The following is a 23,002-nucleotide window of genomic DNA, read 5'->3' on the forward strand; positions in this document are numbered from 1 at the left end:
GCCTTCAACGGCCTGTTTTTCTGCTGAACTGTTATATCAGGCTTCGATGTTATTTATGGTCGGGAAAATTGACTGGAAACCCATCCAGCAAGTCCGTAGATATAAAGAACTTGCAGGAAGGAGTTTGATATGAAAAAGATGATGGTAATAGCCTTGTTGTCCATGATGAGCAGCTGGGTACTCGCCGTAGAAGAACCTCTCACTCTGGAAACAAAAGTGTTGGGTGACGTGACCGCTGGACAAGCCGTACTGGCAAGTACCGCACTGATTGCAGGTGCCGTGGCCGCCTCCAACAGTGGTGGAAGTTCCAATGGCGGAACCACCGGGACAACAGGTACTACCGGGACGACCGGCACCAGTAACTAAGAAATTTCGCAGGTGTAATACGAGATTGCCCGGCTAACACTGGGCGATCTTGTTTTGTATTTGCCCTTGAATAGCGTAGTGCCTTTATGATTCGTAGTGTTCCTTTTTTAATGCTGGCAAGTATTGCTTTGCAAGGTTGCATGTTTTCGCCGGGTCAACATCTGAGCACCAGTGATATCACTCGCGAAGGGGCCAGCGAAAGCAGTCGGGTCGAGCTGATTCCAATTACCCCCAAGCTCATCGCCATGGACAGGGCCGCACAGATCGATAAGCCACTGCCCGCGGAATTACTGACGGCACCCGCCGAGTACCGCATCGGTAATAACGATGTCTTGTACATCACGGTGTGGGATCACCCCGAGTTGACTGCACCCTCAGGGGCGCAGCAGCAGATCGATGCAAACGGACGACTTGTCCGTTCCGATGGCACGCTCTACTACCCCTATATCAAGGAAGTCCAGGCCGCCGGCAAAACCATCCAGCAACTGCGATCCGATATCGCAGAAAAGTTGTCGACCTTCATCTCTGATCCGCAAGTGGATGTCGCCGTGTTGCGTTTTGCCAGCCAGAAAGTGGTGGTGTCGGGCGCCGTATTGAAAGCAGGTCCTCAAGCGATTTCCACCACCCCGCTCAATGTTGTTGAAGCCTTGGGTTCCGCCGGCATTGACCCGCTGAATGCTGACTTGTCCGGGTTGCTGTTGACGCGAAACGGGCGGGTGTATCCGCTCAACCTTGATGCGCTCAATCAACAGGATGCGGCGTTGCAAAAGGTCTACCTCAAAGGCGGCGATCAGTTGTACCTGCCGTACAACGACAGCAAAAAGATTTATGTAATGGGCGAGGTCAATCAGCCACGCGCGTTGACGTTCAAGACACGCACCATGAATCTTTCTGACGTTATAGGTTCGGTAGGGGGATTGAATCAGGCCACCTCGAACGGCAACGCCGTGTACGTCATCAGGGGCGTAGAAAACCTCGATGTAGAACCCGCCAAAATCTTTCAGCTGCAAGCTGAGTCGCCTGCCGCCATGGCACTCGCCACTCACTTCGATGTTCGCCCCCAGGACATCGTTTATGTGGGACCTGCCAACGTCACCCGCTGGAACCGCTTCATCAGTCAATTGGTGCCTTCGGCCGCGATTCTGGGCATTGGCGCTGCCGCACAAAACAACTTAAGCGAAGCTAACAACCGATAAGGTCTGGTCCAACTGTGAGAGCGTTGAGAGTTAGCGTCTGCTTGATGGCGGCGTTGCTGTTGTGTGGATGTAATCCGCTGATGAAGGCCACGCTGGCGAACTTCAAAGCCGTGGCCGGCGGACCTGATGATCTGGAGTTGACCCCGGCTCAAGTAGCCGAAGTTCACTACCCCCAACTCAAATTGACCACCCCTTCCGGCGTAGGGGTGTTGGCGATGGTGCGTGAACGAGGTGACTTGCAGTACTGGGTCGCGTCCGGCAAGCAGGTGTTGTTGCTGCGCGATGGCCTGGCAATTCGCAGTGTCGGTCTTGGCGTCGGAGGGGATCTGGACGGGACCCGTTTTGAAGCGGTCTCGCCATTCAAACAGGGGCTTCATCGGCTGCCCGATGGGTACACCAGCCAGCGCTGGATCGATCTTTATCATGGCTACGAAGTGGGTGTTGTCGTGAACAGTCGCTTCACGCGACACCCCATGGAAACCATCAGGATTCTGGACAAGGAATACGCTGTGATGCGTGTTGATGAGCATATTGATGCGCCGCTTATTGGACTGCACGCGACCAATCATTATTGGGTCAATCCGGATAACGGTTTCATCCTGCAGAGCGAGCAGCAACTGACAGCGCAACTCAGGGTGACGATCGTTCAACTGACCTCTGAACGCAGGGCTGTCCGTTGAAGTTTCCCAAGGTGTTATGGACGTGCCTGTGGTTGATCTCCGGCGGCGTGAGTGCAGCTGTCACCGTCAGCGGTGACGTGCGCAATCCGGGAGTGGTCGAACTGCAACCCGATGGTCGAGTGCTGGACGTGATCCGCGTCGCGCAACCCAATCCTGAAGGCTATTGGATGGCGGCAGGGTGGCTGCGACGGTCATTGCTCGAAGAGCAGACTCGGCTTAAAGCCGGAGTCTTATTCGACTTGAAGGTGTTGCAACGTACCGCGTTGCTCCTGGAGCGAACCAGCCGGGCGACGTTGGCGTTGCGGATGTACGAGCAAGTCAGCTACTTGCCCGTCACGGGGCGCCAGGTGGCCGTCCTGGATCCGGTCGCGGTAGAGGTCGGGTTCGCTCGCAATTTCCGCCTCGCTGACGGCGACAGCCTGATCTACCCGATGCGCTCCAGTGTGGTTGAAGTGCTGGGTGCTGTCGCCGAACCGTGCCGGCTAGCGTATCGCGCGATGCAGGAGGCGCGTGACTACCTGCAAGGGTGTGCACCGCTTGCCGATGCTGAAGCCGATTACCTCTGGATCATTCAGCCCGATGGCGTTATCCGCCGGGTCGGCATTGCGCCGTGGAATCGCGAAAGCGGGCAGGTGCCTGCCGCGGGCAGCAAAATCCTGGTCCCTATCAAAAACGATGATCTTAATCCGCCTATACCTGAACTGAATCAGCAGTTGGCCGAATTTCTTGCCACGCAACTGGCTGAGGTGGTTCCTTGAATTTACGTTTTGCAGCGGTATTGTTGTTGCCATGTGGTTTGGTTCATGGAGAACCGCGATTTACTCAGAGTGATTTTGGCGGTGTGGGCTTGATGCAGACACCGACTGCCCGGATGGCTCCGGCCGGCGAGCTGAGCGTGAATGCCAGTCGAACCAGTCCCTATAGTCGTTACAGTGTTTCACTGCAGCCATTTGAATGGCTGGAAGGCTCGTTTCGCTATACCGCGATCACCAACCGTAAGTATGGCCCCGAGTCGTTGAGTGGTGACCAGAGCTATAAAGACAAGGCTGTGGACGTCAAGCTGCGCCTTTGGCAAGAAAGCCATTGGGCACCTGAATTGGCCGTGGGTTTTCGCGACGTTGGTGGTACCGGTCTGTTTTCCAGCGAATACGTGGTGGCCAACAAGCGCTATGACGACTTTGATTTCAGCGCAGGTGTTGCCTGGGGTTATCTGGGGAATCGAGGCGATTTTGAAAACCCGCCAGGTTGGGTGGATGACCGCTTCAATACCCGGCCACAAAGCGAAGGCACCGGTGACGTCAATACCAACGCCTACTTCCGTGGTCGACCCTCTTTGTTCGGTGGCGTGACCTACCAGACGCCCTGGGACCCGCTCAGTCTCAAACTCGAGTACGAAGGCAACGACTATAAAAACGAGCCGAAGGACAACCACATCAAGCAAGACTCGCCCATCAACATTGGCGCAGTGTTCAAGCTGACCGATTCGGTTGATCTAAGCGCTGGCTGGGAGCGTGGCAATACGGCCATGTTCGGCATCACCCTGCACACCAACTTCGTCAGCCGCAAGGCGCCGGCCAAGACCTACGATCCGCCAGCGGAGCGCCTGCCGGCGCATGCACCCGCGACTGCGCCGGACCAGGTCAACTGGGCCAACGTGTCCCAACGGCTGCAGAAAAATGCGGGCTACAACGTTGAGCGCATTGCCCAGCGCGGCTCAGAGTTATTGGTGTACGGCGAACAGTCGAATTATTTCTATTCGGCAAAAGCCGTCGGCCGGGCCAGCCGGATTCTGGACAACAGTGTTAACGACGATATCGACTGGTTTACCGTGGTCAACAAGCGCTACGACATGCCGCTGGACGAAACCAGTGTGCCTCGCGAGACCTTTCGCGAGGTGGTCAACAATGAGGAGCCATTGCACAGTCTGCACCGTGCGACTGAGGTCAATAACCCGCTCCCGCGCACGGAGACCACGCTCTATACCGGGGCGCTCGATCCATTCAAATATGGCATCGGGCTGGGCTACAAACAGAACGTGGGCGGCCCTGATGGGTTGCTCTATCAGTTGACTGCCGATGTGGACGCCGAGTACCGCTTCACGCGCAATATCTGGTGGAGTGGCCTGCTCAGTACCAATCTGGCCAACAACTACGATCACTTCACCTACGACGCGCCAAGTGGTTTACCCCGGGTGAGGACGGACCTGCGCAAGTACCTGACGACCTCGGATGTCACCATGCCGACGTTCCAACTCAATCACGCTGAACGGCTGGATAAAGACCTGTATGGCATGGTCTATGGCGGCTACCTGGAGTCGATGTTTGCCGGCGTTGGCGGTGAGGTACTGTTTCGTCCAATGGGGCAGCGCTGGTCTGTCGGCGCGGACCTGAACTTCGTGCGTCAGCGCGAGTTTGACCAAGGCTTCGGCCTGCGGGATTACTCGACCGTCACGGGCCACATCACCGGTTATACCGACTTGCCTTTCGAGGCTCAGGCGGCTGTCAGTGTCGGTCGTTACCTGGCGCGGGATTGGGGCGCTACGGTCGATCTGTCACGGGAGTTCGCCAATGGTGTGCGATTCGGGGCCTGGGCCACGTTGACCACCGCAACGAGTGAGGAATACGGCGAGGGCAGTTTCGACAAGGGCATTTACATCTCCATACCGTTCGACGAAATGATGAGTATGTCGACGATGCGTCGCGCCAATATCGTCTGGTCCCCACTGACCCGGGACGGTGGTGCACGGCTCAATCGCAGTTACTCGTTGCACGCCATGACCGATAGCCGTGACACCGATCTGTTCTACCGCAACTTTGACAAGATCACTGAGTGACTGCGGGCGATCTACAGGGCAATCAGCGCTGTAGATCGCACCCGGATCAACCGCAAGATGTGGCGCAGAGTTCTCTGCGCTATCTCCCTCCAAGACACCAATGCAACACTGAGCCCGGGAATCCCTGAGGTGGTTGGTCGTACTTGAGTGGCCATCAGAGAGCCCAATCGGCGCCCACGAAAAAGGGGACTTGCGTCCCCTTGTCGAGCTTGCCTGTGTCCAACTACCAAGCCATCAGTAAATATCTTTAGACAGCAGGGTGAAGGGCGTCTTCACCAGGATCTTCAGGTCCAGCCACAACGACCAATTGTTGATGTACTTGAGGTCGATCTCGACGCGTTTCTGCATCTTGTCGAGGGTGTCGGTCTCGCCGCGGCAACCGTTGATTTGAGCCAGCCCGGTAATCCCCGGTTTGATTCGGTGGCGCGCCATGTAGGCGAGAATTTTCCCTGAGTAGTAATCATTGTGTGCAACGGCGTGCGGACGTGGTCCGACAAGCGCCATTTGGCCTTGCAATACATTGAACAGTTGCGGCAGTTCATCGATCGAGGTGCGGCGGATAAAACGTCCCACTGAAGTAATCCGTGAATCGTTACGACTGGCTTGCTTTACTTCATGATCATCGTGCACGCGCATCGAGCGAAACTTCCAGACCTGGATCACCTTGCCGTTCCAGCCGTGACGGTCCTGCTTGAAGAACACCGGGCCAGGCGAGTTGAGTTTCACGGCCAAGGCAATGAGCAACAGTAGTGGGCTCAGCAGAACAATGGCCAAGAGCGCAACGCCCTTTTCCAGCAGGCTTTTACTCAATGCAGCGGTGGGCTGGCTGGTCAACGGGCTTTCATTCAAGTAAATCGCCGGCAAGCCGTCCACGATACTCACAGAATGATTAAGCAGTGTCAGGCTATTCAAGTCCGGCACCCAGACCACGTCTACGTTAGCTCCCAGCAAATCGATATACATGGCCTCGATTTTTGCCGCTTCACTCAGGGGCAGCGTAATGTACAAGCGTCGGATGTCATGGACTTTGATCAATTCCAGCAGTTGCTCCTGCGGACCCACAATACGCGGTGAACCCATTCCCGGCGGGAGCGAGGTATCCGTGCTGACCAGTCCCACGAGTGGGGAGTGTTCCAGGCTACGAAGGTTCCTGGCCAGTCCCAGCGCCAGCTCGCCAGTACCCACGATCAGGGTCTTATGCTCGCGTTGTAGTGACCTTCGATAGTATTGCGAGAATCCGTGCAGTGGGACGTACAGCAGGGCTTGCCCGATGTAGCCGCATGCGGCCCATATCAGGATAAGTTGACGAGAAAACAATTCGTCAGCCTTACAGATAAACGCCACACAGGCTAACGCGGCCAAGGTCATTGACCACCCCATCAGCAATCGTCCCAAGCCTGTCAGGTAGTTATCCTTTTTTGCATAGACACCACACCACGAATAGGCGGGAACCGAGGCAAGCACAGTAAGAATTGCGCACACTCGATAATAAAACTCTACCGTTCCGGTCTTGTAATAAACCAATGAAAATAACAGGGCAATAACAAAGCCCTGACCCAGTGCCCATTGTCCCCAGAAGGTCAATCCTTTGAGGTGGGTATTTCGATTGATACGAAGATTGTTAACCATGCGATATCCCCAAAATACGTCCATTTGCGCGTCGACAGACAACAGCCAAAGTTGATGAAACAGGCGTTATTATTTTTATAAGTTGGCAAAACATTGACGACCGAAACGCCACTGTGCGGCGTACTCGTCAGTGAATAGGTTAAATTATTGGGGAGAGGGCTGTCTGACGACTTCTAACGAGTAGTTAGTTTCTGCGTCCATTAGCCTGGACGGTAAAGTGTTAGAAATAGTCGATAATGTGCGGAGGGCGGCGGAGTATTACTAGAGGAGTTTGTTTTGGCGCCAACGAGGGACTAGTGTGCTTTTTATTTTTGTAATGCACGATCAGTCTGGTTGTTATGTTTGCTCAGTTGAGGCCTTTTCCTCGAATGATTTTTTGTATAAGGCAGTAGCCGCGGTTCCTGACCGCGCGGAAAAGACGCTCGCCATTGCTGGCATTTTTAAACTTTTCCTGTAATCGGCTAAGGCACATTTCGAGACCTCGATAATATTCGGGCTCTCTGCCAATGCTCCGAATAAGATCATCCTTGCTGACCACGCGATCGTCATGGTGCAACATTCTTTTGACCAGTGTGGCCTCCAGGCCCGTCAAGACAATCTCGATGTCATCTTTGATTAAGGCGCCGTTGCCATTGCTCAGTCGCCAGGCATCTGCATAGGGGGTGTGCGGTTTGGCCGTTTTGGAGAGGGTGTCTCTGGTTTCAACTGCAAGTGAATGGATGTTGTCAAACCGAGAATCGGAATGAGCCACTAGCCATTCGGATTCAAACATCGAAAGTATGCGTTGCGTATCGTGTTTAATAACAGGTGGGACAATGTTGTCCAAGTGAGGGGGAATGAATTCCATGAGTTTAGGGGCGGAAGAGGGCATGACAACACCTTCGACAAACATTTTTGCCTGTGACGTGCCAAATGAGTTGTATCGCTCGCTTGACAGTAATTCCTCAAGCTCAAGTTGTAATGCCGGGCTATGAGTAACTACGACAAAATATTTTCTGGGGAGGGGGGTGCGGCTTTCCATGTCTTCTCTCCTGAAGTGCACTCTCGGTTTTAATTTAAAAGTATGTCGGCGGGGGAGTAGTGGCTCCCTTGGAAGTAATCAAAGGGCAGTGCACGGGCCAATATATGGCTGGCGGCATGCTCGACTCTGTCAGCTATAAAGACGACTTTTGTAGTGTGAGTCAGCATGGTCATACGTTCATGCAGTCGATTGAATAACTCGGGGTTGCCAGTCAGTTTAAGGCCAGAGTCTAGGGTTGAAAGGGAGATTTTTATATAGTCGAATAGATTCAGGGTTGTAAAGATTTCGATACTTTCGTCGTGGATGTTATAGCCATCGAAAGCGATTTCTATGCCGTGATCTTTCAACAGATATACGTTGTTGAGGATTTTCTTTTTGTCGGTGAAGCTGATCGCCGAAAGAGGCAGCTCATTGAGAGCGATAGCCAATGTCTGACCGAAATTGCGCAGCGCATCGTTGCACTGTATCAACTCTTCGGTGAGGGCCGCACTGGTGAGATCTGATTGTGCTACGCATACAAAACGTCGGCTTAAGTACTTGTTTTCGCTAGTGGCATTTTGATCTTTTAGCGAGAAGGCAATCAGTCGAGTATGCATGAGTACTTCACTGTAGATGCCACTCATCTGATGCAGCGGTGGCGTACAGGATGCACGAGTAGGCGAAACCTGATGTATTCTGATCTCACTGCCAAATGGGCAGTCATCGCGAGCGAGGATCAGTTGTCGAGACAAGTAATGACTTGCACGATTGACGTGAGACACGCTTCCCGTTGCGTTCATACAGCAGTAACTCCCTTGCACATTAATCATCAGGCGGTCGAGATCAGACCCCTGATTAAACGATATCCATGACCACGAATACTTTGAATAGCGTTCGTGCCATACAGGCCTTTTATTTTTCCGCGAAGGCGGCTAATGGACTTTTCCAAGGCCCTTGGATCATAAAAAGTTATATTGAGGCCCATGATTATGGCGATTTCATCATGACTCAATATTTGGTTTTTAGTTTCGGAGAATGCTTCAAGAATCTTCATTTCAGAAAACGAAACATCTAGTTTTTTACAGTCGCCGATCAGACACATGCGAGTCGGATCCAGGAGTAGATTATGCTGCTTTTTCCATTCGGCGCTATTAAAAAACTCGGAAATCACGTCCGGGTTTTCCTCAGTTACAGTGTCAAATTTAATGCAGTGATCGGCTCCGGCAAGATAATATTTCATCTTGTTGAAGGTGCCTTTTCCGGTGGTGGCTACTACAATAATAAGTGCATGGTTACCGGCGCGAATGTTTTCAACCAGGGTGAGGCTTTCAGCAAACGCCTGAGGGCTGTCAGTGACAATAAAAACTGCGCGATACGAGTGGAGGTCCTTGTTTTGTTTGAAGGGGTTGCTGTAGCACATCGTATCAACGGATATATCATCGGTGACGTGGTGTACTACTAAAGTCTTAAAGCTCTCCACTAACGTATGGGTCCGTCCGATGGTGAGAATACCGGTCATTTCCTTTGTATGGTTGTGACGGGTAGTCGTTATTTTCCTTGTAAGCATCATGCTTTGACTCGGCTGGGTGCTGACATTTGAATGTTAAAGCACCAATTCTCATTTGTGACTGACAATTGGTAACATTTCATTGGTTTTCCTAGCGGACGGCATAGTTTTTTTWAACATTGCTGGTGAGGAGGACGTGAATCTTTGCGCTCGTGTGTGAGAGGTGACGATTGAGGCGAGAGTGTCATTGTGCCATCTTTTGCTGTGATGTCCTGCATTTTCAGATCGATTCGCTATGGGGTCGGGTAATGCTGCTGTTACTTGGATTGTTGTTGGGGTGCTATGAATTACCATTGCGTGATTGCTTAATTGGTTAGTTTGAGTTTTTCTACAGTCATGATCTATCCATTTTGTGCCGATACATAACATCGAGTATGTTATTTGTGGCGCTGGACAATTATTAACATTGGGTTTTAATTTTGGAGTGGATGCGGTTTACTTTCTCCTTGGCGATACATTAAAAAGCACGTCAGTGTGTGCTTTTGACGATGAGGGGGAACAATGGATTTTTTGACTACCGTAAAGGTATTGATTTTAGGGGTGGTCGAAGGGCTGACGGAGTTTTTGCCCATATCAAGTACTGGGCACCAAATTATTGTTGCAGACTTGCTCGATTTTGACGRCGAACGAGCGATGGCTTTCAATATCATTATTCAACTGGGCGCCATACTCGCGGTCGTCTGGGAGTTTCGTCGCAAGATCCTCGAGATCATCACAGGCTTGCCGACTCAACGTAATGCACAACGTTTTACTTTGAACTTATTGATCGGTTTTCTACCGGCCGTTGTCCTGGGCGTGTTGTTCGCCGATAAGATCCATGAATATCTGTTTAATCCAATCACCGTGGCGGTGGCATTGGTAGTGGGCGGCATCATCATGTTGTGGGCTGAGCGACGAGAACATGTGGTGTATGTCGATCACGTTGATGATATGCGCTGGACCGACGCCCTTAAAGTCGGCTTCGCCCAATGCCTGGCGATGATCCCGGGCACCTCACGTTCTGGATCGACCATTATTGGCGGACTGCTGTTTGGGCTGTCACGCAAGGCCGCAACCGAGTTTTCGTTCTTCCTGGCAATGCCAACCATGGTCGGTGCCGCGGTCTACTCAGGCTACAAATATCGGGAACTGTTCCAGGCCGGCGACCTGCCGGTGTTTGCCTTGGGTTTCGTGACCGCGTTCTTTTTCGCCATGATTGCTGTGCGCGGCTTGCTCAAGTTCATCGCCAGCCACAGTTACGCTGTATTTGCCTGGTACCGGATCGCATTCGGTTTGTTGATTCTGGCAACGTGGGTATTCGGTTGGGTTAACTGGACTGAAGCGGCAGCACTCTGATACGTGCACCAGGCTGAAGACATACAGCCTGGTTTTCGTAAATCCAGACGGCTAACCGTTAACGTCCCTCAAGTAACTCCGCTGCTTGATCCAGCAACGCCAAAGGCTCTTTGGCCTTGTGAATATCCACCGACAACAGCTGCCGAAACTTGCGCGCCCCCGCAAACCCGGTGCCCAGCCCCAGCACATGCCGAGTGATGTGGTGCATCGAACCGCCCGCATCAATGTGCGCCGCTATATAAGGCCGCAACTGCGCCAGCGCCTCGGCCCGAGTGATCACCGGTGCCGTACTGCCAAACAGTTGCTGATCCACTTCAGCCATCACATAAGGATTGTGATAAGCCTCGCGGCCCAGCATCACGCCGTCGAACGTTTGCAAATGTTCATGGCAGGCTTCCAGCGACTTGATCCCGCCGTTGAGAATAATCTCCAGGTCCGGAAAATCCTTCTTCAACTGCGCTGCCACGTCATAACGCAGGGGCGGAATGTCGCGATTCTCCTTCGGCGACAACCCCTCCAAAATCGCAATTCGCGCATGCACGGTAAAACTCGTGCACCCGGCATCCCGCACTGTGCCGACGAAATCACACAGTTGCTCGTAACTGTCCCGCCCATTGATACCGATGCGGTGCTTCACCGTCACCGGAATCGACACCGCATCACGCATCGCCTTCACACAATCAGCCACTAACTGCGGATGCCCCATGAGCACCGCGCCGATCATATTGTTCTGCACCCGATCACTCGGGCAGCCGACATTCAGATTCACCTCGTCGTAACCGTGCTCCTGTGCCATGCGGGCGCAGGCGGCAAGGTCCAACGGGACACTGCCGCCGAGTTGCAGGGCGAGCGGGTGCTCGGCTTCGTTGTGACGCAGGAAGCGATCGTGATCACCGTTGAGCAGCGCGCCGGTGGTGACCATTTCGGTGTAGAGCAGGGCGTTTTTCGACAATAGGCGTAGGAAAAAACGGCAATGGCGGTCAGTCCAATCCATCATCGGGGCGACGGAGAAGCGGCGGGAAAGTGGGGCGGGTGTGGCGGTGATTGGGGGCATTGGCGGTCTGGAATCGGTGGGGCGAAAGACGGGAGTTTATCAGGAATGGATCTGTTGGGTTGAGGCGAGTCCTGCGGCTATATCTCCGGCTGCCATTGGCAAATCTACTGAAGGTAATGGGCGAGACAGCATTTACGCGGACTGATAGCATATGGCTACTAACTACAAAGCCGTTCGAGGAAGGATCCCATGTTGAAGAAAATTGCGTCATTTGCTTTAGTCACCGCCATCATTTTTCTATTTGCGCAAGGCGCAGCTGCCGAAGACAAGCTCTTCAAGAATTACGTCTATCAATCCCCCCTCGCGAACTACACCGAAGCCACTGGTTACTACGACTGCTCCGAAGATGTCGGCGGGACGGCAAGGTGCATCGACGACGTCGATTTCCTGGAAGAGAAATTCACCGTRGCGTTGGTGTTCTCGGGAGACAAGCTGATCATGGTGTCGTTGATCAGCCCGTTCGATCAGGATTTGTATGGCAAAGCCATCGCAGGGCTTTCCAAGACATTCACGTTGGTTTCCATGACCGATGATAAGTCGATGCTGGACGTGGTCGAAGTTGCGAAAAAAGTGAGTAGCAAAGACGAGTTGACAGCGAAGTTAACTAACTTCGAACAGGTCGCGCTGACCTCCGGGAGTCTGACCTATACGTTTTTGGAAGGTGTGAGTGCCAAAGGACAGTCGAATGCGGTTGGCGCGTTGAACGCATCGCCTGAGAATACGAGATCTGCTGAGTTGGTGCTTGCGGGAGAGGGGGCTGACGCGGGGGTGTTGATTCGGTTTTCGTTTCCGCGGTTAGAGGCGAATAAGATTATTCAGGCGGCTAAGAAGCCTGTTGAGGCTTTCTAATTTTTTCCAGCCCTGAAATATTGTTACACCTATTTCAGGGCTGAACACTAGGCATGTACGCAGCTCAAAAAAACCAACTGCGATCATCCTCCAGTTCCTGGCGACATTGCTTGAGCTGCGAGCTGTAGTTCTGTGATTGTTGTTCTACTTTTCGCGCTACCTGCATTAGCCAGGGCTTGCTGAGATAGGTGCCGTTGCGATATCCCCCGCGTCCTTCGTGGTACGCCAGATACTGGTTATAGGTATCCCATTTGGAGATCCCGAGTTGGCGCTGAGTGCCGGTGGTGTACCAGCCGATGAACATGATTGCGTCATCAAAGTTGTCGCGCGAACCGCCATTGCCGGTGCCGTCTTTGTACTCGCCCCACACGGGGTCTTGCGCTTGCGCATAGCCGTAGGCGGAGCTGACTCGACCCCAAGGGATGACCCACAGCAGGTAGTCGCGAGGGGGGAGCGCATCGGCAACAAAACTGCTTTCCTGCTTCATGATTGCCATCGCCACATGTTGAGGCGTGCCCCACTTTTCCTGCATCTCCAGCGAGTTTTCGTACCAGTCAGGGTATTCACGATAAATATTGCAGAGGTTGTTTTGGTCCTTTGGTGGCGACGTTGTGCAGCCCGTCAAGATCAGCAGCATCAATACAGGTATCCATGTTCGCCATTGCTTCATTCATCGTGTCTCGGAAAAGAGTAAGGGTGACGTCAGCCCAAATAAGTCGCACGTGGCCCGCATGGGCCAAAGCACCGACGGCAACGTGTGATGTCATCTGGCTGGACGAGGTCACCCGTTGGCGAGGCTGCTTTGTAACGTTCTGCTACCGTTGAACGACCCTTTTTCACCTCCCGGGCCGCCGAAGCTGAACCAATGCTGTCGGCGCGCAAAGTTTCATGATGCCCGGCGAAATGGCAGTCTAGGATGACCACTTAAGGTCGTATCACCGCGCTTGCATCCCATCCCATAGAGGGAACTGAAAATGATCTCGAAACTGTTCAAAGTCGTGCTGATCGGTGGTGCGTTGCTGTTGAGCGCCTGTTCGGGTGTGAGCACCCAGAGCAATTATTCGGAAGAATCCGTGCCCTCTGCCGGCTTTGGCCCGGGACCCACCAACAATCCCGGTAAGATGAATTTCCATGGCAGTGCGCTCGGCAACAGCTTTGGCGAGTACAGTTCGGGGTTGTTGCACGATGATTGATTAACGGCGGAAGTGTTTCCGCCGTTTTGCGTTTTACTTGAGGGCTGGCGACTGCTGCGCAGTCGGACGCAGGCTTCGCCAGCTGCTACAGGGGGGGCGTGGCAGGTTGCGGGTTATTTAGCTTCGGGCGTTGCTATCCATTGTCCCAGGACTTTCTGGTAGTTGCCCGTCACCTTGGCCAGGTGCAGCCACTGATCGACATACAACTTCCAGGTGATGTCGTCGCGCGGCAGCAGGTAGGCCTTTTCCCCATACTGCATAAACCGGCTCGGGTTAACCGCGCACAAACCGGGTTTGAGTTTCTGCTGGTAAAGCGCTTCCGACGCATCGGTAATCATCACGTCCGCCTTCTTGTCCAGTAGCTCCTGGAAGATGCTCACGTTGTCGTGAAGGCTCAATTGCGCCTTGGGCAAGAAGGCGTGAACAAAGGCTTCGTTAGTGCCACCGGCCGGTTCAACCAGACGAACTGAAGGCTGGTTGATTTGCTCGACGGTCTGGTACAGCGACTGATCTTCGCAGCGCACCAGCGGGATCTTGCCGTCGACGTCCAGTGTGGTGCTGAAGAAGGCTTTTTTCTGACGCTCCAGGGTGACCGAGATCCCGCCCATGCCGATGTCGCATTTGCCCGCCAGCAAGTCGGGCATCAGGGTTTTCCAAGTGATCTGCACCCATTCAACCTTGACGCCCAGGCTGTCCGCCAGTGAACGAGCCATGGCAATGTCGATGCCTGAGTATTCGCCGGTCTCGGCTTTGTAGGTGTAGGGTTTGTAGTCGCCTGTCGTACAAACCCGTAGTTGGCCTTGTTGAATGACGCTGTCCAGGTGCGAAGGTTCTGCCTGAACGCCAAACGATAGAGCGAGTAAGCCCCCGAGCATGATTGTGCTGCTTATGTGTTTCATTGTTGTCCGGCTTCCATGATGGATTTGGGACTCAGAGTAGAACTTGATTTGCTAAAGATTGCTCGTCTCTACTTCAGGGCTCAACGTCCCCAGCCACGCTACCAATCCCAAAATCAACACGGCTGCTGCCAATTCCAGGATCACGCTGCGCCGCAACGCCTTCGCCGCGACTCGATACTGCCCGTCCCGCAACGACTGCTCCAAAAAAGGCCCCAAGTGAAACCGGTTCAAGGCAGCAAGCACTAGCATCCCGGCAAACAGTGCCACTTTGATAAACAGCAAAATCCCGTAAGTACTGAGTAAAACGTCATCCAGTTTGGGGCCGACGATGAACAGGTAATTCACGACTCCCGTCACCGAAATGACGACGACGATCAGCGCACCCACCGTTTCAAATCGTGCAACCGCACGAGCCAGCAGCCTGACGGGCTCTTGCGATTGCAGCGCATTGATCTGCGCCATCATCGCAAATACCACGAGCGCGCCAAGCCAGGCACCTGCCGCCAACAAATGAAGGATGTCGCTGGTGAAATGCCAAATGCGCCGGCTGCCTTCGTCCATTGCTCCGTGTCCGCTCCAGGCCAGGGAAGCGAGGGCGATGCCGCCGGCAATAGAGGCAATCAGCAAGCTCAAGTCGGGCGCGCGAGTGTTGAGCGCCATGGCTAGACCGCAGACAGCCAGCGCAACGATTCGCGCCACCCAGGCCAACCCGACGTCCGTCTCCAGCACCATCATCTCGATGTGCGGGCGCAATTGGGTAAAGTCCGTTTCACCGCTCATGGCGCTCGCCATCACCACCATGCTCGCGACAGACAGCAACACACCCAGCATCGCCGCCCCCGCAAGCATCGACCGAAACGGCAACACCACCCCGGACAACCGTTCCCGTCCGTTCAGGCTGTACAACCCGAATGCCGCTATGCCAAACAACAACATCAAGTCCAGATACAACACAAACCGCAGGGCAACGCTGAACGACTCGCTCATCAATCACTTCACTTTGAACGAAACGTTGCCGGTTATCGGATGCGTGTCCGAAGACACCGCGCGCCATTCGACGTTGTAGCTGCCCGTGGGCAGTGGCGAGAGCGGGGTGATGAGCATGGTTTTCGGGTCGCTGCCAGCGGCGACTTTGGCTTTCATCGGCATCGGTGAGTGGGCCATGCCGGGCATTTCGGTCATGACCAGTTTTGCGCCGGAGAATTGGGTCATGAGGTTTTCGGAGAAGTGCAGTTCGATGGTGTTCGGCGACGTACCGTCGGCACCTTCAGCGGGGGTGGAGGAGAGCAGTTTCGGGTGCGCTTGAGCGAGTGTGCTCATCAGCAGTCCGAGGGTGATAGCGGTGATTTTGATGGTGCGCATGCAAGGCCTCTTTAAGCGGTTGTTTTTTTGATTTTGATTTTGATTTGATGCATTCAGAACCACAGTCGAACGCCGAGGACGAGGCGCGTTTCACTGCGATCTTCGCCTTCATCAGCGGCGTAATCGGCGGTTTTGCCGTACGTGCGGTTCCAGGTCACACCGATGTAAGGCGCGAACTCTCGGCGGATTTCGTAACGCAGGCGCAGGCCGGCTTCGGTGTTGGACAGGCCGGAGCCGATGCCGCGTTGTGGGTCGTTTTTGCCATAGGCATTCAGTTCGGCCGTCGGCTGCAAGATGAGCCGGTTGGTCAGCAGAATGTCGTAGTCGCCTTCCAGCCTCGCGCCGGTTTGACCTGCTTCGCCAATGAACGCAGTGGCCTCGGCTTCGAAGTTGTACAGCGCCATGCCTTGTACGCCGAATGCCGCCCAGGTTTGCGGGGCACCGGGTTTGAAGTCCTGGCGAACGCCGCTCACCACGTCCCACCAGGGGGAAATCGCGTGGCCCCACAGGGCCTGGATTTCGGCGTCTTCGGTCTTGCCGTTGCTGCGCTCGCCTTCGGAGCGCAACCACAGGCGATCGATGTCGCCGCCGACCCAGCCGGAGAGATCCCACGCGAGCGTGCTGGCGTCGTCGGCGTCCTGCCATTCGAGTTTGTCGGCAAGGAAGTAATAGTTGAGCGCGCTGTCATGCACATTGTGGCCGCCGGGGCTGACGAACACGGCGGCACGGTCGGCGTCGGTCAGCACCGGGATCGGCGTGCGACTTTCGGTCGGCGCGGCGGGCTGCATCTGGAAGTCGTCCATGCTTTGCATCTGGCTGGGGTCCATGCCGGTCATTTGGCTGTGGTCCATGCCCTGCATGTCGGGGGTGGCGGCCATGGCCGATGAGAACGGCAGGCCCGCAGTCATGAGTGCGAAAGAAATCGGGATAAGTCTGGTCATGAGCGCCTCATTCTTCCACGCGAACTTCACGGAACATGCCCATTTCCATGTGGTACAGGAGATGACAGTGATAGGCCCAACGACCAAGCGCATCGGCGGTCACCCGGTAGCTGCGCCTGGAACCCGGTGGCATGTCGATCGTGTGTTTGCGCACCATGAACTGGCCGTTCTCGTCTTCCAGATCACTCCACATGCCGTGCAGGTGGATGGGGTGGGTCATCATCGTGTCGTTGACCAGCACCACTCGAACCCGCTCGCCGTACTTGAGGCGCAGCGGTTCGGCATCGGAAAATTTCACGCCGTTGAACGACCAGGCGAACTTCTCCATGTGGCCGGTGAGGTGCAGCTCAAGGGTGCGACCGGGCTCGCGGCCATCCGGGTCTTCGAAAGTGCTGCGCAGGTCGGAATAGGTGAGGACTCGTCGCCCGTTGTTGCGCAGGCCCAATCCCGGGTCGTCGAGTTTTGGCGACGTGGTCATGGCTTGCATGTCCACCAGCGGGTTGTCTTTTTCCGTGTCTGGATGAGATTGCATGCCCGGCATCGCCATGCTGCTGTGATCCATGCCCGCCATATCCCCCATGCTGCCGTGGTCCATCCCGCCCATGCCCATGTCATCCATGGTCACCAGCGGGCGAGGGTCCAGCACAGGGATTGGTGCGGATAACCCGGCCTTCGCGGTCAGCGTGCCGCGCGCATAACCGGTGCGATCCATTGACTGGGCGAAGAGGGTGTAGGCCTCGTGTGTCGGCTCGATGATCACATCGAACGTCTCCGCCACCGCGATACGAAACTCGTCGACGCTCACCGGTTTGACGTGCAATCCATCTGCTGCCACCACGGTCATTTTCAGGCCGGGAATGCGCACGTCGAAGTAGGTCATGGCGGAACCGTTGATGAAGCGCAGGCGCAGTTTTTCACCAGGCCGGAACACACCGGTCCAGTTCATGTCCGGCGCCTGGCCGTTCATCAAATAGGTATAAGTGGCGCCGCTGACGTCGGCCAGGTCGGTGGGGTTCATCTTCATCTCGGCCCACATCTTTCGATCCACGACCGTTGCGCCCCAACCTTTCTCGCCGACGTCGTGGATGAAATCCCCCACGGTGGGTTTGTTGTAGTTGTAGTAGTCGGACTGTTTTTTCAGCTTCTTCATCAGACCGGCCGCGTCTTCGTCGGTCCAGTCGGTCAGCATCACCACGTAATCGCGGTCGTACTGGAAGGGTTCCGGCTCTTTGGCGTCGATCACCAACGGGCCGTAGACGCCGGACTGTTCCTGAAGGCCAGAATGGCTGTGGTACCAGTAAGTACCGTTTTGCCGAACCTTGAATTGGTAGACGTACATTCCGCCGGGTTCGATGCCGTGGAAGCTCAACCCCGGCACGCCGTCCATGTTGGCCGGCAGCAAAATGCCGTGCCAGTGAATGGAGGTGTCGTCCTTGAGTGCGTTGCGCACCCGCAAGGTGACGGTGTCGCCTTCACGCCAGCGCAGCAACGGGCCGGGAATGCCGCCGTTGATGGTCATGGCGGTGCGCGGGTTGCCGGTGATGTTGACTGGAGTTTCGCCGATCAACAGGTCGAAATCGGTACCCGCCAGGACCTGAGTTTCGCCGGGGCTGGTGACCGCCCAGACAGGCGTGTGCCATAAACCGAGGCCGCCGAGCAACCCGCCGGCGGCCAGTCCCTTCACGAAGGTGCGTCTTGAAGTAGTGGAATGCATGCCGTTGTTCCCGGTCCGTCAACGTGTAGTTGACGCCGAGACTAACGAGCGCAGCCTTTCAGAAAACTGAGGCGGGGATTACAGATTTGACAGGTTCGCGGGATATTGCTGGCGATGCCTATCGATTATCGAGTGGGGCAATGAGGCGTATGCCCGTGGTTCTGGAGTCAAGTCTCACGACTGCTGAGCGTTTTTGAGATGAACCACGCATCTCCCCCACCGGCTTTAAGTGACACGGAGTAGTTCACGGCGTTCTAGGGCGATACATCATGATGTCAGCTCACTCCGGTCGAGGTGATGCATAGGTGTTAATTCGACATCTGCGCGATCAATTCATTTGCCGCTATCACGGCGACGCTCAACTGGCCTGTAGACATTGCTAGATAAAATGCTCCGCCTAAAGCGATAGCTTTACTCGCGATAGTAATGGCGTCTTTAATGTCTTCTATGGTCTGGGCGGCTTTTTTCATGCCTTTGGTGCATTTTTGTAGAGTTTCTATATCTTCGTGTGTAGCGCTCAACGCTAATAACGCGGATTGGGCGTTCAGGTCGCTGGAGAGGTTAAATAAAGTCCACTGTTTGTCCTCCAGATCTTTACGCTCATCGTCGGACAGAGTCTTCCAGTGGTCAAATCTGTAGTTTCCCAAGCCCGTAGATAAATCATGATATGCCCGGCTCAAAGCGAGAATATTTTCTGAAGATATAGTAATGCTCATTGTGAAGACCTCTATTTTTCAGTATAGGCTGCCTTAACCTGGTTAATGGCTGGTTTGACATCGCTAATAAAGGATCTGACCGATGCATAAACCTCATCGCCGGTAATATGTTCTGCATCTTTTTTTAATTTTGCATGTGTTGAGCCGATTTTTCTGATGCTGTCTGCCAAAGCAGTGGCGGCAGATTGTTTTTTCTCCAGATTCTCTCTCTCCTGCCATTTGCTTGTCGCAAAGGCGTCCCACGCTAAGGGGTGAGCATCACGCTCAACTATTTCTACTTTACGATAGCTGTCACTCCAAGCATCAATTTCTAGAGAAATTGCAAAGGAGTAATTTTGCTCAATGACTGATGCCAATGTGTCGGAAACCGAAACTACTGCATCGTTACTTTCTGATATGTATTTTACAATTTGCTTCTGTCGATAGGCGTTAGTCGTCGCTGATGCAATTTTTGCTGAAAGAGTTTTGATTGCGTCAACTTTTTCCGGAGAGGCGCCCTTGATTTTTTTTAGTTCGGATGCGACTTCGTTAAGATTGTCGTCATAGCTAACGAGCTCGTCAGAGGCAAGAGCGCCGAGCGAGTCGCTATAAGCGGCCAGTACTTCTGCGATCTCGGAAATCGCATTTGAAGTGGCTCTTTCGCTTTGGCAATTGCTGGCATGGCTATAGGGTTTGTAATTGTTGGCCCTCATGCAGGAATCAAAGTAGTCTTGTGCAATTGGCCTGGTGCTTTCTACAGTTAATTTTGAATAGGAGGCGTAGTTTTTGACCGAGTCCAATGATACGCAGCCAGAAGTTGGCGATATGAGGGCAGGTAGTATTAACAAGCCTGTTTTCATAAGCGTACCTCCAAGTTGTATGCGCGCATAACAGCCCGTGACTTTAGGTTAAGTAAAGACCGGGTTGTTGACTGTGATCACCTTCTGTGACTTCTGTTCGTGATGGAAGCGTAGAACAAAAACGGCTTAAATGTGCTATCCGTCCTCATACGCTAGTACCGTTCGGTGTTTTCTTCCACGGAGTAGCCACAAATGTTTGTTTCTGCGTGAAGCACAGAATTAATTCTTGTGGGACCGATATCACTTTGTGTGATATCGGGGGGAGGGCGGTGATGAAAGGCTGCCCTTTGTTGTCAGCCTTTATTTGGCTTGAATGCCGAAGCAACCGTGCCGCTACCGCAATTGATATAAGAAGACGACTTCAACCAGCGCTGATCCGGATAGTAGGAGAACAACAGTTGCCCATCCTTCATCGAATCAATCAGCCGATGCGCAATCGCCGGCCGAACGGCCGGGCAACCGAGGCTTCTGCCAATCCGGCCATTCACACGGGCCAGCATCGGGCTGACATAGGGGGCGCCATGAATCACGATCGCCCGGTCGTACGCGTTGTCGTTGAAACCCGGCTCCAGGCCTTCCATGCGCAGCGAGTAGCCATTTTGGCCGACATAACTTGACTGTGTACGGTACAAGCCGAGACTGGTGGCGAAGCTTTCGTTTTGATTGGAGAAGTTAACGGCCATGTTCTCGCCGCTGTTTCGACCGTGTGCTACCAGTTCATGGAACAGCAGTTTGCGTTTTTTCAGGTCAAAGACCCACAAACGTTGTTCAGTCGAAGGCAAGGAATAGTCGATAATGGCGAGCCTTTGGACGGGGGCTCTGCCTTGAGCGATGCTGCATTTTGAAGCGCGGACGGCCAGGTCAATGACCTTGGCGTCGGCGCTCGGCGCTGCTTTGACGAGGGCGGCGGCAAGCGAATCGGCGTAGGCTGACGGTACGGACATTGCAGTCAGTAACAGGGCCGCGAATGGAAGGCCAAAACGTAGTAGCGCCATATAGATGTCTCATCATGTTAAGTTCGAGTCTAGCAGTGCATGGGAAGCTAGCGATTGAATGCGGGAGATTAAGGATTATCTATGGTGCAATTAACAAGGTTATTCGTCATAAGCCGCATACTTTTTATGGGCTTTCTGATAAGTGGTGCAGCGATTGCTGAAACTTCGCCGATTGAGTCGGCAATTGCGCCGAGCACCGTTATGGACGCCGCAGCGGACGACATCGTCGCTCAAACGATTCAGGCCTCGCTCGCCCCTCTGAAAACCGCCTTCCCGCCCTTGCTCACCTCCAAGCGCCATCGGCGGGTGGATGTCAGTCGTCTGGTGATGGATTTTTACACCCATCGCGCCTATCGCGCGGCGTGGACGAATGACAGCGATGTCGCGCAGTTGATCAAAAGCCTGAACGACACGCAGGCCGACGGCTTGAACCCGGCGGATTTCCATATCGATGAAATTGTCCGTACGCAGCCCTCAGTACAAACCTTGACGGTCACACCTGAGCAGCGGGCAGCGTTTGATATCGCCACCACCCACACCTTTATTGCTGCGCTGCTGCAATTGCGGCGCGGCAAAGTCGATCCGTCGCGGCTCGATAATCACTGGAATTTTGACGGCAATGGCGTCGATCCCCGTGAGGACGTCAATGCCTTCTTCATCGCACTCGACCATCACGACGTGGCGAGCGCTTTTGCCCAGGCGCCACCGCAAGCAGCGGTCTACGTTGGTTTGCGCCAGGCGCTTGCGCAATTGCGCGGGATTCGGGACCGGGGCGGCTGGCCGAAAGTAGCTGTAGACCATTCGCTCAAACCCGGCATGGACGAACCTGCTGTCGCCCAACTGCGCGCGAGAATGGTCGCGGCAGGCTTTCTCGATCCGCGATTGATCCGCGGCACGAAGTACGACGGCGCCGTCACCGCAGCGGTGAAGAAGTATCAGACCGAGCAATACCTGGGTGCAGATGGCGTGGCGGGGGCGACGACGCTGGCGGCGCTGAATGTGCCCGTTGATGCGCGCATCGACCAGGTGCGGGTGAACCTGGAACGGGCGCGCTGGCTGCTTTATAAACTTCAGGGCACGTTCGTTATTGTCGATATCGCCGGCTACAAGGTGGCGATGTACCGCGATGGCAAGCCGATCTGGCGTTCCCGGGTACAGGTCGGTAAAGCGGCGCGCAATACACCGATTTTCCAGGCGCAGATCACCTACATCACGTTTAACCCGACCTGGACCGTGCCGCCTACGATCCTCAAGGAAGACGTGCTGCCAAAAATTCAGGCCAATCCCGGTTACCTGGCCGCCAACCGGATGCGAGTACTGGATCGCGAGGGCAATGTGCTCGACCCGTCTTCCGTCGACTGGAGCAACGCACGCGGGCTCACCCTGCGTCAGGACTCCGGGCCCGACAGCTCGTTGGGGCAGGTGGTAATCCGCTTCCCCAACGACTATGCGATTTACCTGCACGACACACCGCATCGCGAACTGTTTGCCAAAACGGTCCGGGCAACCAGTTCGGGCTGCATCCGCGTAGAGAACCCGCTGCAATTGGTGGAGCTGTTGTTCAACGATCCGGTTAAATGGAACAGCGCCGGCATTCAAAAACAACTGGCCAATGGCAAGACCGAGAACGTCATGCTTCCTGTGAAAGTGCCGGTGTTGTTGGCGTACTGGACGGTGGATCTGGAGAGTGACGGGCGGGTGGCGTTCAAGCCGGATGTGTATGGCTACGATGCGCCGGTGTTGCAGGCGCTGAACCGGCCTTCGCCAGTACCGGCGCTGGATTTGCGCGCGGCGACGGGGTCTGTGGTGGCGGTGAGGCCGGATCTGTAACCGC

The 23,002-nt window shown here is 54.5% G+C and carries 23 protein-coding genes; 9 read left to right on the top strand and 14 right to left on the bottom strand.

The window, feature by feature from the left end; translation table 11 throughout:
* The first annotated feature begins 129 nt into the window (after window positions 1-129).
* The 5 genes from AC1D2P_RS11800 to AC1D2P_RS11820 all read left to right on the top strand — a co-directional run bounded on the left by AC1D2P_RS11800 (window position 130) and on the right by AC1D2P_RS11820 (window position 5,075).
* On the top strand, window positions 130-366 hold the full coding sequence (locus AC1D2P_RS11800; RefSeq protein ID WP_109785914.1) for a hypothetical protein: 237 nt from the start codon (window positions 130-132) through the stop codon (window positions 364-366).
* 86 nt (window positions 367-452) lie between these two features.
* The gene (locus AC1D2P_RS11805; protein ID WP_477757617.1) at window positions 453-1,562 is read left to right on the top strand and encodes a polysaccharide biosynthesis/export family protein; all 1,110 of its coding nucleotides are present in this window, start codon (window positions 453-455) and stop codon (window positions 1,560-1,562) included.
* A gap of 44 nt (window positions 1,563-1,606) precedes the next feature.
* A complete protein-coding gene (locus tag AC1D2P_RS11810) occupies window positions 1,607-2,242 on the top strand; it encodes a YjbF family lipoprotein (protein WP_263295610.1) in 636 nt (211 codons plus the stop codon).
* On the top strand, window positions 2,239-3,000 hold the full coding sequence (locus AC1D2P_RS11815; protein WP_223523338.1) for a capsule biosynthesis GfcC family protein: 762 nt from the start codon (window positions 2,239-2,241) through the stop codon (window positions 2,998-3,000). The genes AC1D2P_RS11810 and AC1D2P_RS11815 overlap by 4 nt, the downstream gene beginning before the upstream one ends.
* Complete coding sequence (locus AC1D2P_RS11820) at window positions 2,997-5,075, top strand: YjbH domain-containing protein (RefSeq protein ID WP_109785911.1); 2,079 nt, start codon at window positions 2,997-2,999, stop codon at window positions 5,073-5,075. The genes AC1D2P_RS11815 and AC1D2P_RS11820 overlap by 4 nt, the downstream gene beginning before the upstream one ends.
* A gap of 234 nt (window positions 5,076-5,309) precedes the next feature.
* On the opposite strand, the gene AC1D2P_RS11825 is transcribed toward AC1D2P_RS11820, so the two are convergent.
* From AC1D2P_RS11825 to AC1D2P_RS11840, 4 genes are all read right to left on the bottom strand, one after another.
* Window positions 5,310-6,704, bottom strand: coding sequence for an undecaprenyl-phosphate glucose phosphotransferase (locus tag AC1D2P_RS11825; protein ID WP_477757616.1), 1,395 nt, complete (start codon window positions 6,702-6,704; stop codon window positions 5,310-5,312).
* Window positions 6,705-7,050: 346 nt separating this feature from the next.
* Window positions 7,051-7,725, bottom strand: coding sequence for a helix-turn-helix domain-containing protein (locus AC1D2P_RS11830; protein WP_046026951.1), 675 nt, complete (start codon window positions 7,723-7,725; stop codon window positions 7,051-7,053).
* A gap of 29 nt (window positions 7,726-7,754) precedes the next feature.
* Complete coding sequence (locus AC1D2P_RS11835; protein WP_477757615.1) at window positions 7,755-8,504, bottom strand: EAL domain-containing protein; 750 nt, start codon at window positions 8,502-8,504, stop codon at window positions 7,755-7,757.
* A 29-nt stretch (window positions 8,505-8,533) separates the two neighbouring features.
* Window positions 8,534-9,274, bottom strand: coding sequence for a winged helix-turn-helix domain-containing protein (locus AC1D2P_RS11840; protein ID WP_477757614.1), 741 nt, complete (start codon window positions 9,272-9,274; stop codon window positions 8,534-8,536).
* A 498-nt stretch (window positions 9,275-9,772) separates the two neighbouring features.
* On the opposite strand from AC1D2P_RS11840, the gene AC1D2P_RS11845 reads away from it, so the two are divergent.
* Window positions 9,773-10,606 carry an undecaprenyl-diphosphate phosphatase gene (locus AC1D2P_RS11845; RefSeq protein WP_477811440.1) on the top strand — a complete coding sequence of 278 codons (834 nt, stop codon included), beginning with the start codon at window positions 9,773-9,775 and terminating at the stop codon, window positions 10,604-10,606.
* Window positions 10,607-10,664: 58 nt separating this feature from the next.
* Here AC1D2P_RS11845 and dusA read toward each other — a convergent pair whose 3' ends face one another.
* Window positions 10,665-11,660 carry a tRNA dihydrouridine(20/20a) synthase DusA gene (dusA, locus tag AC1D2P_RS11850; protein ID WP_046026947.1) on the bottom strand — a complete coding sequence of 332 codons (996 nt, stop codon included), beginning with the start codon at window positions 11,658-11,660 and terminating at the stop codon, window positions 10,665-10,667.
* 189 nt (window positions 11,661-11,849) lie between these two features.
* On the opposite strand from dusA, the gene AC1D2P_RS11855 reads away from it, so the two are divergent.
* The gene (locus AC1D2P_RS11855; protein ID WP_109785907.1) at window positions 11,850-12,509 is read left to right on the top strand and encodes a hypothetical protein; all 660 of its coding nucleotides are present in this window, start codon (window positions 11,850-11,852) and stop codon (window positions 12,507-12,509) included.
* Between the two features lie 64 nt (window positions 12,510-12,573).
* Here AC1D2P_RS11855 and AC1D2P_RS11860 read toward each other — a convergent pair whose 3' ends face one another.
* The gene (locus AC1D2P_RS11860; protein WP_109785906.1) at window positions 12,574-13,179 is read right to left on the bottom strand and encodes a transglycosylase SLT domain-containing protein; all 606 of its coding nucleotides are present in this window, start codon (window positions 13,177-13,179) and stop codon (window positions 12,574-12,576) included.
* A gap of 304 nt (window positions 13,180-13,483) precedes the next feature.
* Here AC1D2P_RS11860 and AC1D2P_RS11865 point away from each other — a divergent pair, with 304 nt between their 5' ends.
* Window positions 13,484-13,702: a hypothetical protein gene (locus AC1D2P_RS11865; protein ID WP_109785905.1), complete on the top strand. Its 219-nt coding sequence runs from the start codon at window positions 13,484-13,486 to the stop codon at window positions 13,700-13,702.
* Window positions 13,703-13,815: 113 nt separating this feature from the next.
* Here AC1D2P_RS11865 and AC1D2P_RS11870 read toward each other — a convergent pair whose 3' ends face one another.
* The 8 genes from AC1D2P_RS11870 to AC1D2P_RS11905 form a co-directional block, all read right to left on the bottom strand.
* Window positions 13,816-14,601, bottom strand: coding sequence for a transporter substrate-binding domain-containing protein (locus AC1D2P_RS11870; RefSeq protein WP_477757612.1), 786 nt, complete (start codon window positions 14,599-14,601; stop codon window positions 13,816-13,818).
* A gap of 51 nt (window positions 14,602-14,652) precedes the next feature.
* A complete protein-coding gene (copD, locus tag AC1D2P_RS11875) occupies window positions 14,653-15,588 on the bottom strand; it encodes a copper homeostasis membrane protein CopD (protein ID WP_477757611.1) in 936 nt (311 codons plus the stop codon).
* Window positions 15,589-15,591: 3 nt separating this feature from the next.
* A complete protein-coding gene (copC, locus tag AC1D2P_RS11880; RefSeq protein ID WP_109785902.1) occupies window positions 15,592-15,963 on the bottom strand; it encodes a copper homeostasis periplasmic binding protein CopC in 372 nt (123 codons plus the stop codon).
* 53 nt (window positions 15,964-16,016) lie between these two features.
* Window positions 16,017-16,904 (bottom strand): copper resistance protein B, encoded by an 888-nt coding sequence (locus AC1D2P_RS11885; protein WP_477757610.1) that lies wholly within the window; start codon window positions 16,902-16,904, stop codon window positions 16,017-16,019.
* Between the two features lie 7 nt (window positions 16,905-16,911).
* On the bottom strand, window positions 16,912-18,618 hold the full coding sequence (locus AC1D2P_RS11890; RefSeq protein WP_477757609.1) for a copper resistance system multicopper oxidase: 1,707 nt from the start codon (window positions 18,616-18,618) through the stop codon (window positions 16,912-16,914).
* A gap of 308 nt (window positions 18,619-18,926) precedes the next feature.
* Window positions 18,927-19,334, bottom strand: a complete 408-nt coding sequence (locus AC1D2P_RS11895; RefSeq protein ID WP_109785899.1) for a hypothetical protein — start codon at window positions 19,332-19,334, stop codon at window positions 18,927-18,929.
* An 11-nt stretch (window positions 19,335-19,345) separates the two neighbouring features.
* Window positions 19,346-20,173: a hypothetical protein gene (locus AC1D2P_RS11900; RefSeq protein WP_477757608.1), complete on the bottom strand. Its 828-nt coding sequence runs from the start codon at window positions 20,171-20,173 to the stop codon at window positions 19,346-19,348.
* Between the two features lie 293 nt (window positions 20,174-20,466).
* Complete coding sequence (locus tag AC1D2P_RS11905) at window positions 20,467-21,168, bottom strand: murein L,D-transpeptidase catalytic domain family protein (protein ID WP_109785897.1); 702 nt, start codon at window positions 21,166-21,168, stop codon at window positions 20,467-20,469.
* Window positions 21,169-21,249: 81 nt separating this feature from the next.
* Here AC1D2P_RS11905 and AC1D2P_RS11910 point away from each other — a divergent pair, with 81 nt between their 5' ends.
* On the top strand, window positions 21,250-22,998 hold the full coding sequence (locus AC1D2P_RS11910; RefSeq protein WP_223523326.1) for a L,D-transpeptidase family protein: 1,749 nt from the start codon (window positions 21,250-21,252) through the stop codon (window positions 22,996-22,998).
* Window positions 22,999-23,002: the final 4 nt, after the last annotated feature.

The organism is Pseudomonas sp. P1_F1_2 (genome assembly GCF_056405815.1).

Excerpts from the sequence above, each read along its gene's own strand:
- AC1D2P_RS11800 (WP_109785914.1), top strand. The coding sequence starts at position 130 with ATGAAAAAGATGATGGTAATAGCCTTGTTGTCCATGATGAGCAGCTGG.
- AC1D2P_RS11805 (WP_477757617.1), top strand. The coding sequence starts at position 453 with ATGATTCGTAGTGTTCCTTTTTTAATGCTGGCAAGTATTGCTTTGCAA.
- AC1D2P_RS11810 (WP_263295610.1), top strand. The coding sequence starts at position 1,607 with ATGGCGGCGTTGCTGTTGTGTGGATGTAATCCGCTGATGAAGGCCACG.
- AC1D2P_RS11825 (WP_477757616.1), bottom strand. The coding sequence starts at position 6,704 with ATGGTTAACAATCTTCGTATCAATCGAAATACCCACCTCAAAGGATTG.
- AC1D2P_RS11830 (WP_046026951.1), bottom strand. The coding sequence starts at position 7,725 with ATGGAAAGCCGCACCCCCCTCCCCAGAAAATATTTTGTCGTAGTTACT.
- AC1D2P_RS11835 (WP_477757615.1), bottom strand. The coding sequence starts at position 8,504 with ATGAACGCAACGGGAAGCGTGTCTCACGTCAATCGTGCAAGTCATTAC.
- AC1D2P_RS11840 (WP_477757614.1), bottom strand. The coding sequence starts at position 9,274 with ATGATGCTTACAAGGAAAATAACGACTACCCGTCACAACCATACAAAG.
- dusA (WP_046026947.1), bottom strand. The coding sequence starts at position 11,660 with ATGCCCCCAATCACCGCCACACCCGCCCCACTTTCCCGCCGCTTCTCC.
- AC1D2P_RS11860 (WP_109785906.1), bottom strand. The coding sequence starts at position 13,179 with ATGAAGCAATGGCGAACATGGATACCTGTATTGATGCTGCTGATCTTG.
- AC1D2P_RS11865 (WP_109785905.1), top strand. The coding sequence starts at position 13,484 with ATGATCTCGAAACTGTTCAAAGTCGTGCTGATCGGTGGTGCGTTGCTG.
- AC1D2P_RS11870 (WP_477757612.1), bottom strand. The coding sequence starts at position 14,601 with ATGAAACACATAAGCAGCACAATCATGCTCGGGGGCTTACTCGCTCTA.
- copD (WP_477757611.1), bottom strand. The coding sequence starts at position 15,588 with ATGAGCGAGTCGTTCAGCGTTGCCCTGCGGTTTGTGTTGTATCTGGAC.
- copC (WP_109785902.1), bottom strand. The coding sequence starts at position 15,963 with ATGCGCACCATCAAAATCACCGCTATCACCCTCGGACTGCTGATGAGC.
- AC1D2P_RS11885 (WP_477757610.1), bottom strand. The coding sequence starts at position 16,904 with ATGACCAGACTTATCCCGATTTCTTTCGCACTCATGACTGCGGGCCTG.
- AC1D2P_RS11890 (WP_477757609.1), bottom strand. The coding sequence starts at position 18,618 with ATGCATTCCACTACTTCAAGACGCACCTTCGTGAAGGGACTGGCCGCC.
- AC1D2P_RS11895 (WP_109785899.1), bottom strand. The coding sequence starts at position 19,334 with ATGAGCATTACTATATCTTCAGAAAATATTCTCGCTTTGAGCCGGGCA.
- AC1D2P_RS11900 (WP_477757608.1), bottom strand. The coding sequence starts at position 20,173 with ATGAAAACAGGCTTGTTAATACTACCTGCCCTCATATCGCCAACTTCT.
- AC1D2P_RS11905 (WP_109785897.1), bottom strand. The coding sequence starts at position 21,168 with ATGGCGCTACTACGTTTTGGCCTTCCATTCGCGGCCCTGTTACTGACT.
- AC1D2P_RS11910 (WP_223523326.1), top strand. The coding sequence starts at position 21,250 with ATGGTGCAATTAACAAGGTTATTCGTCATAAGCCGCATACTTTTTATG.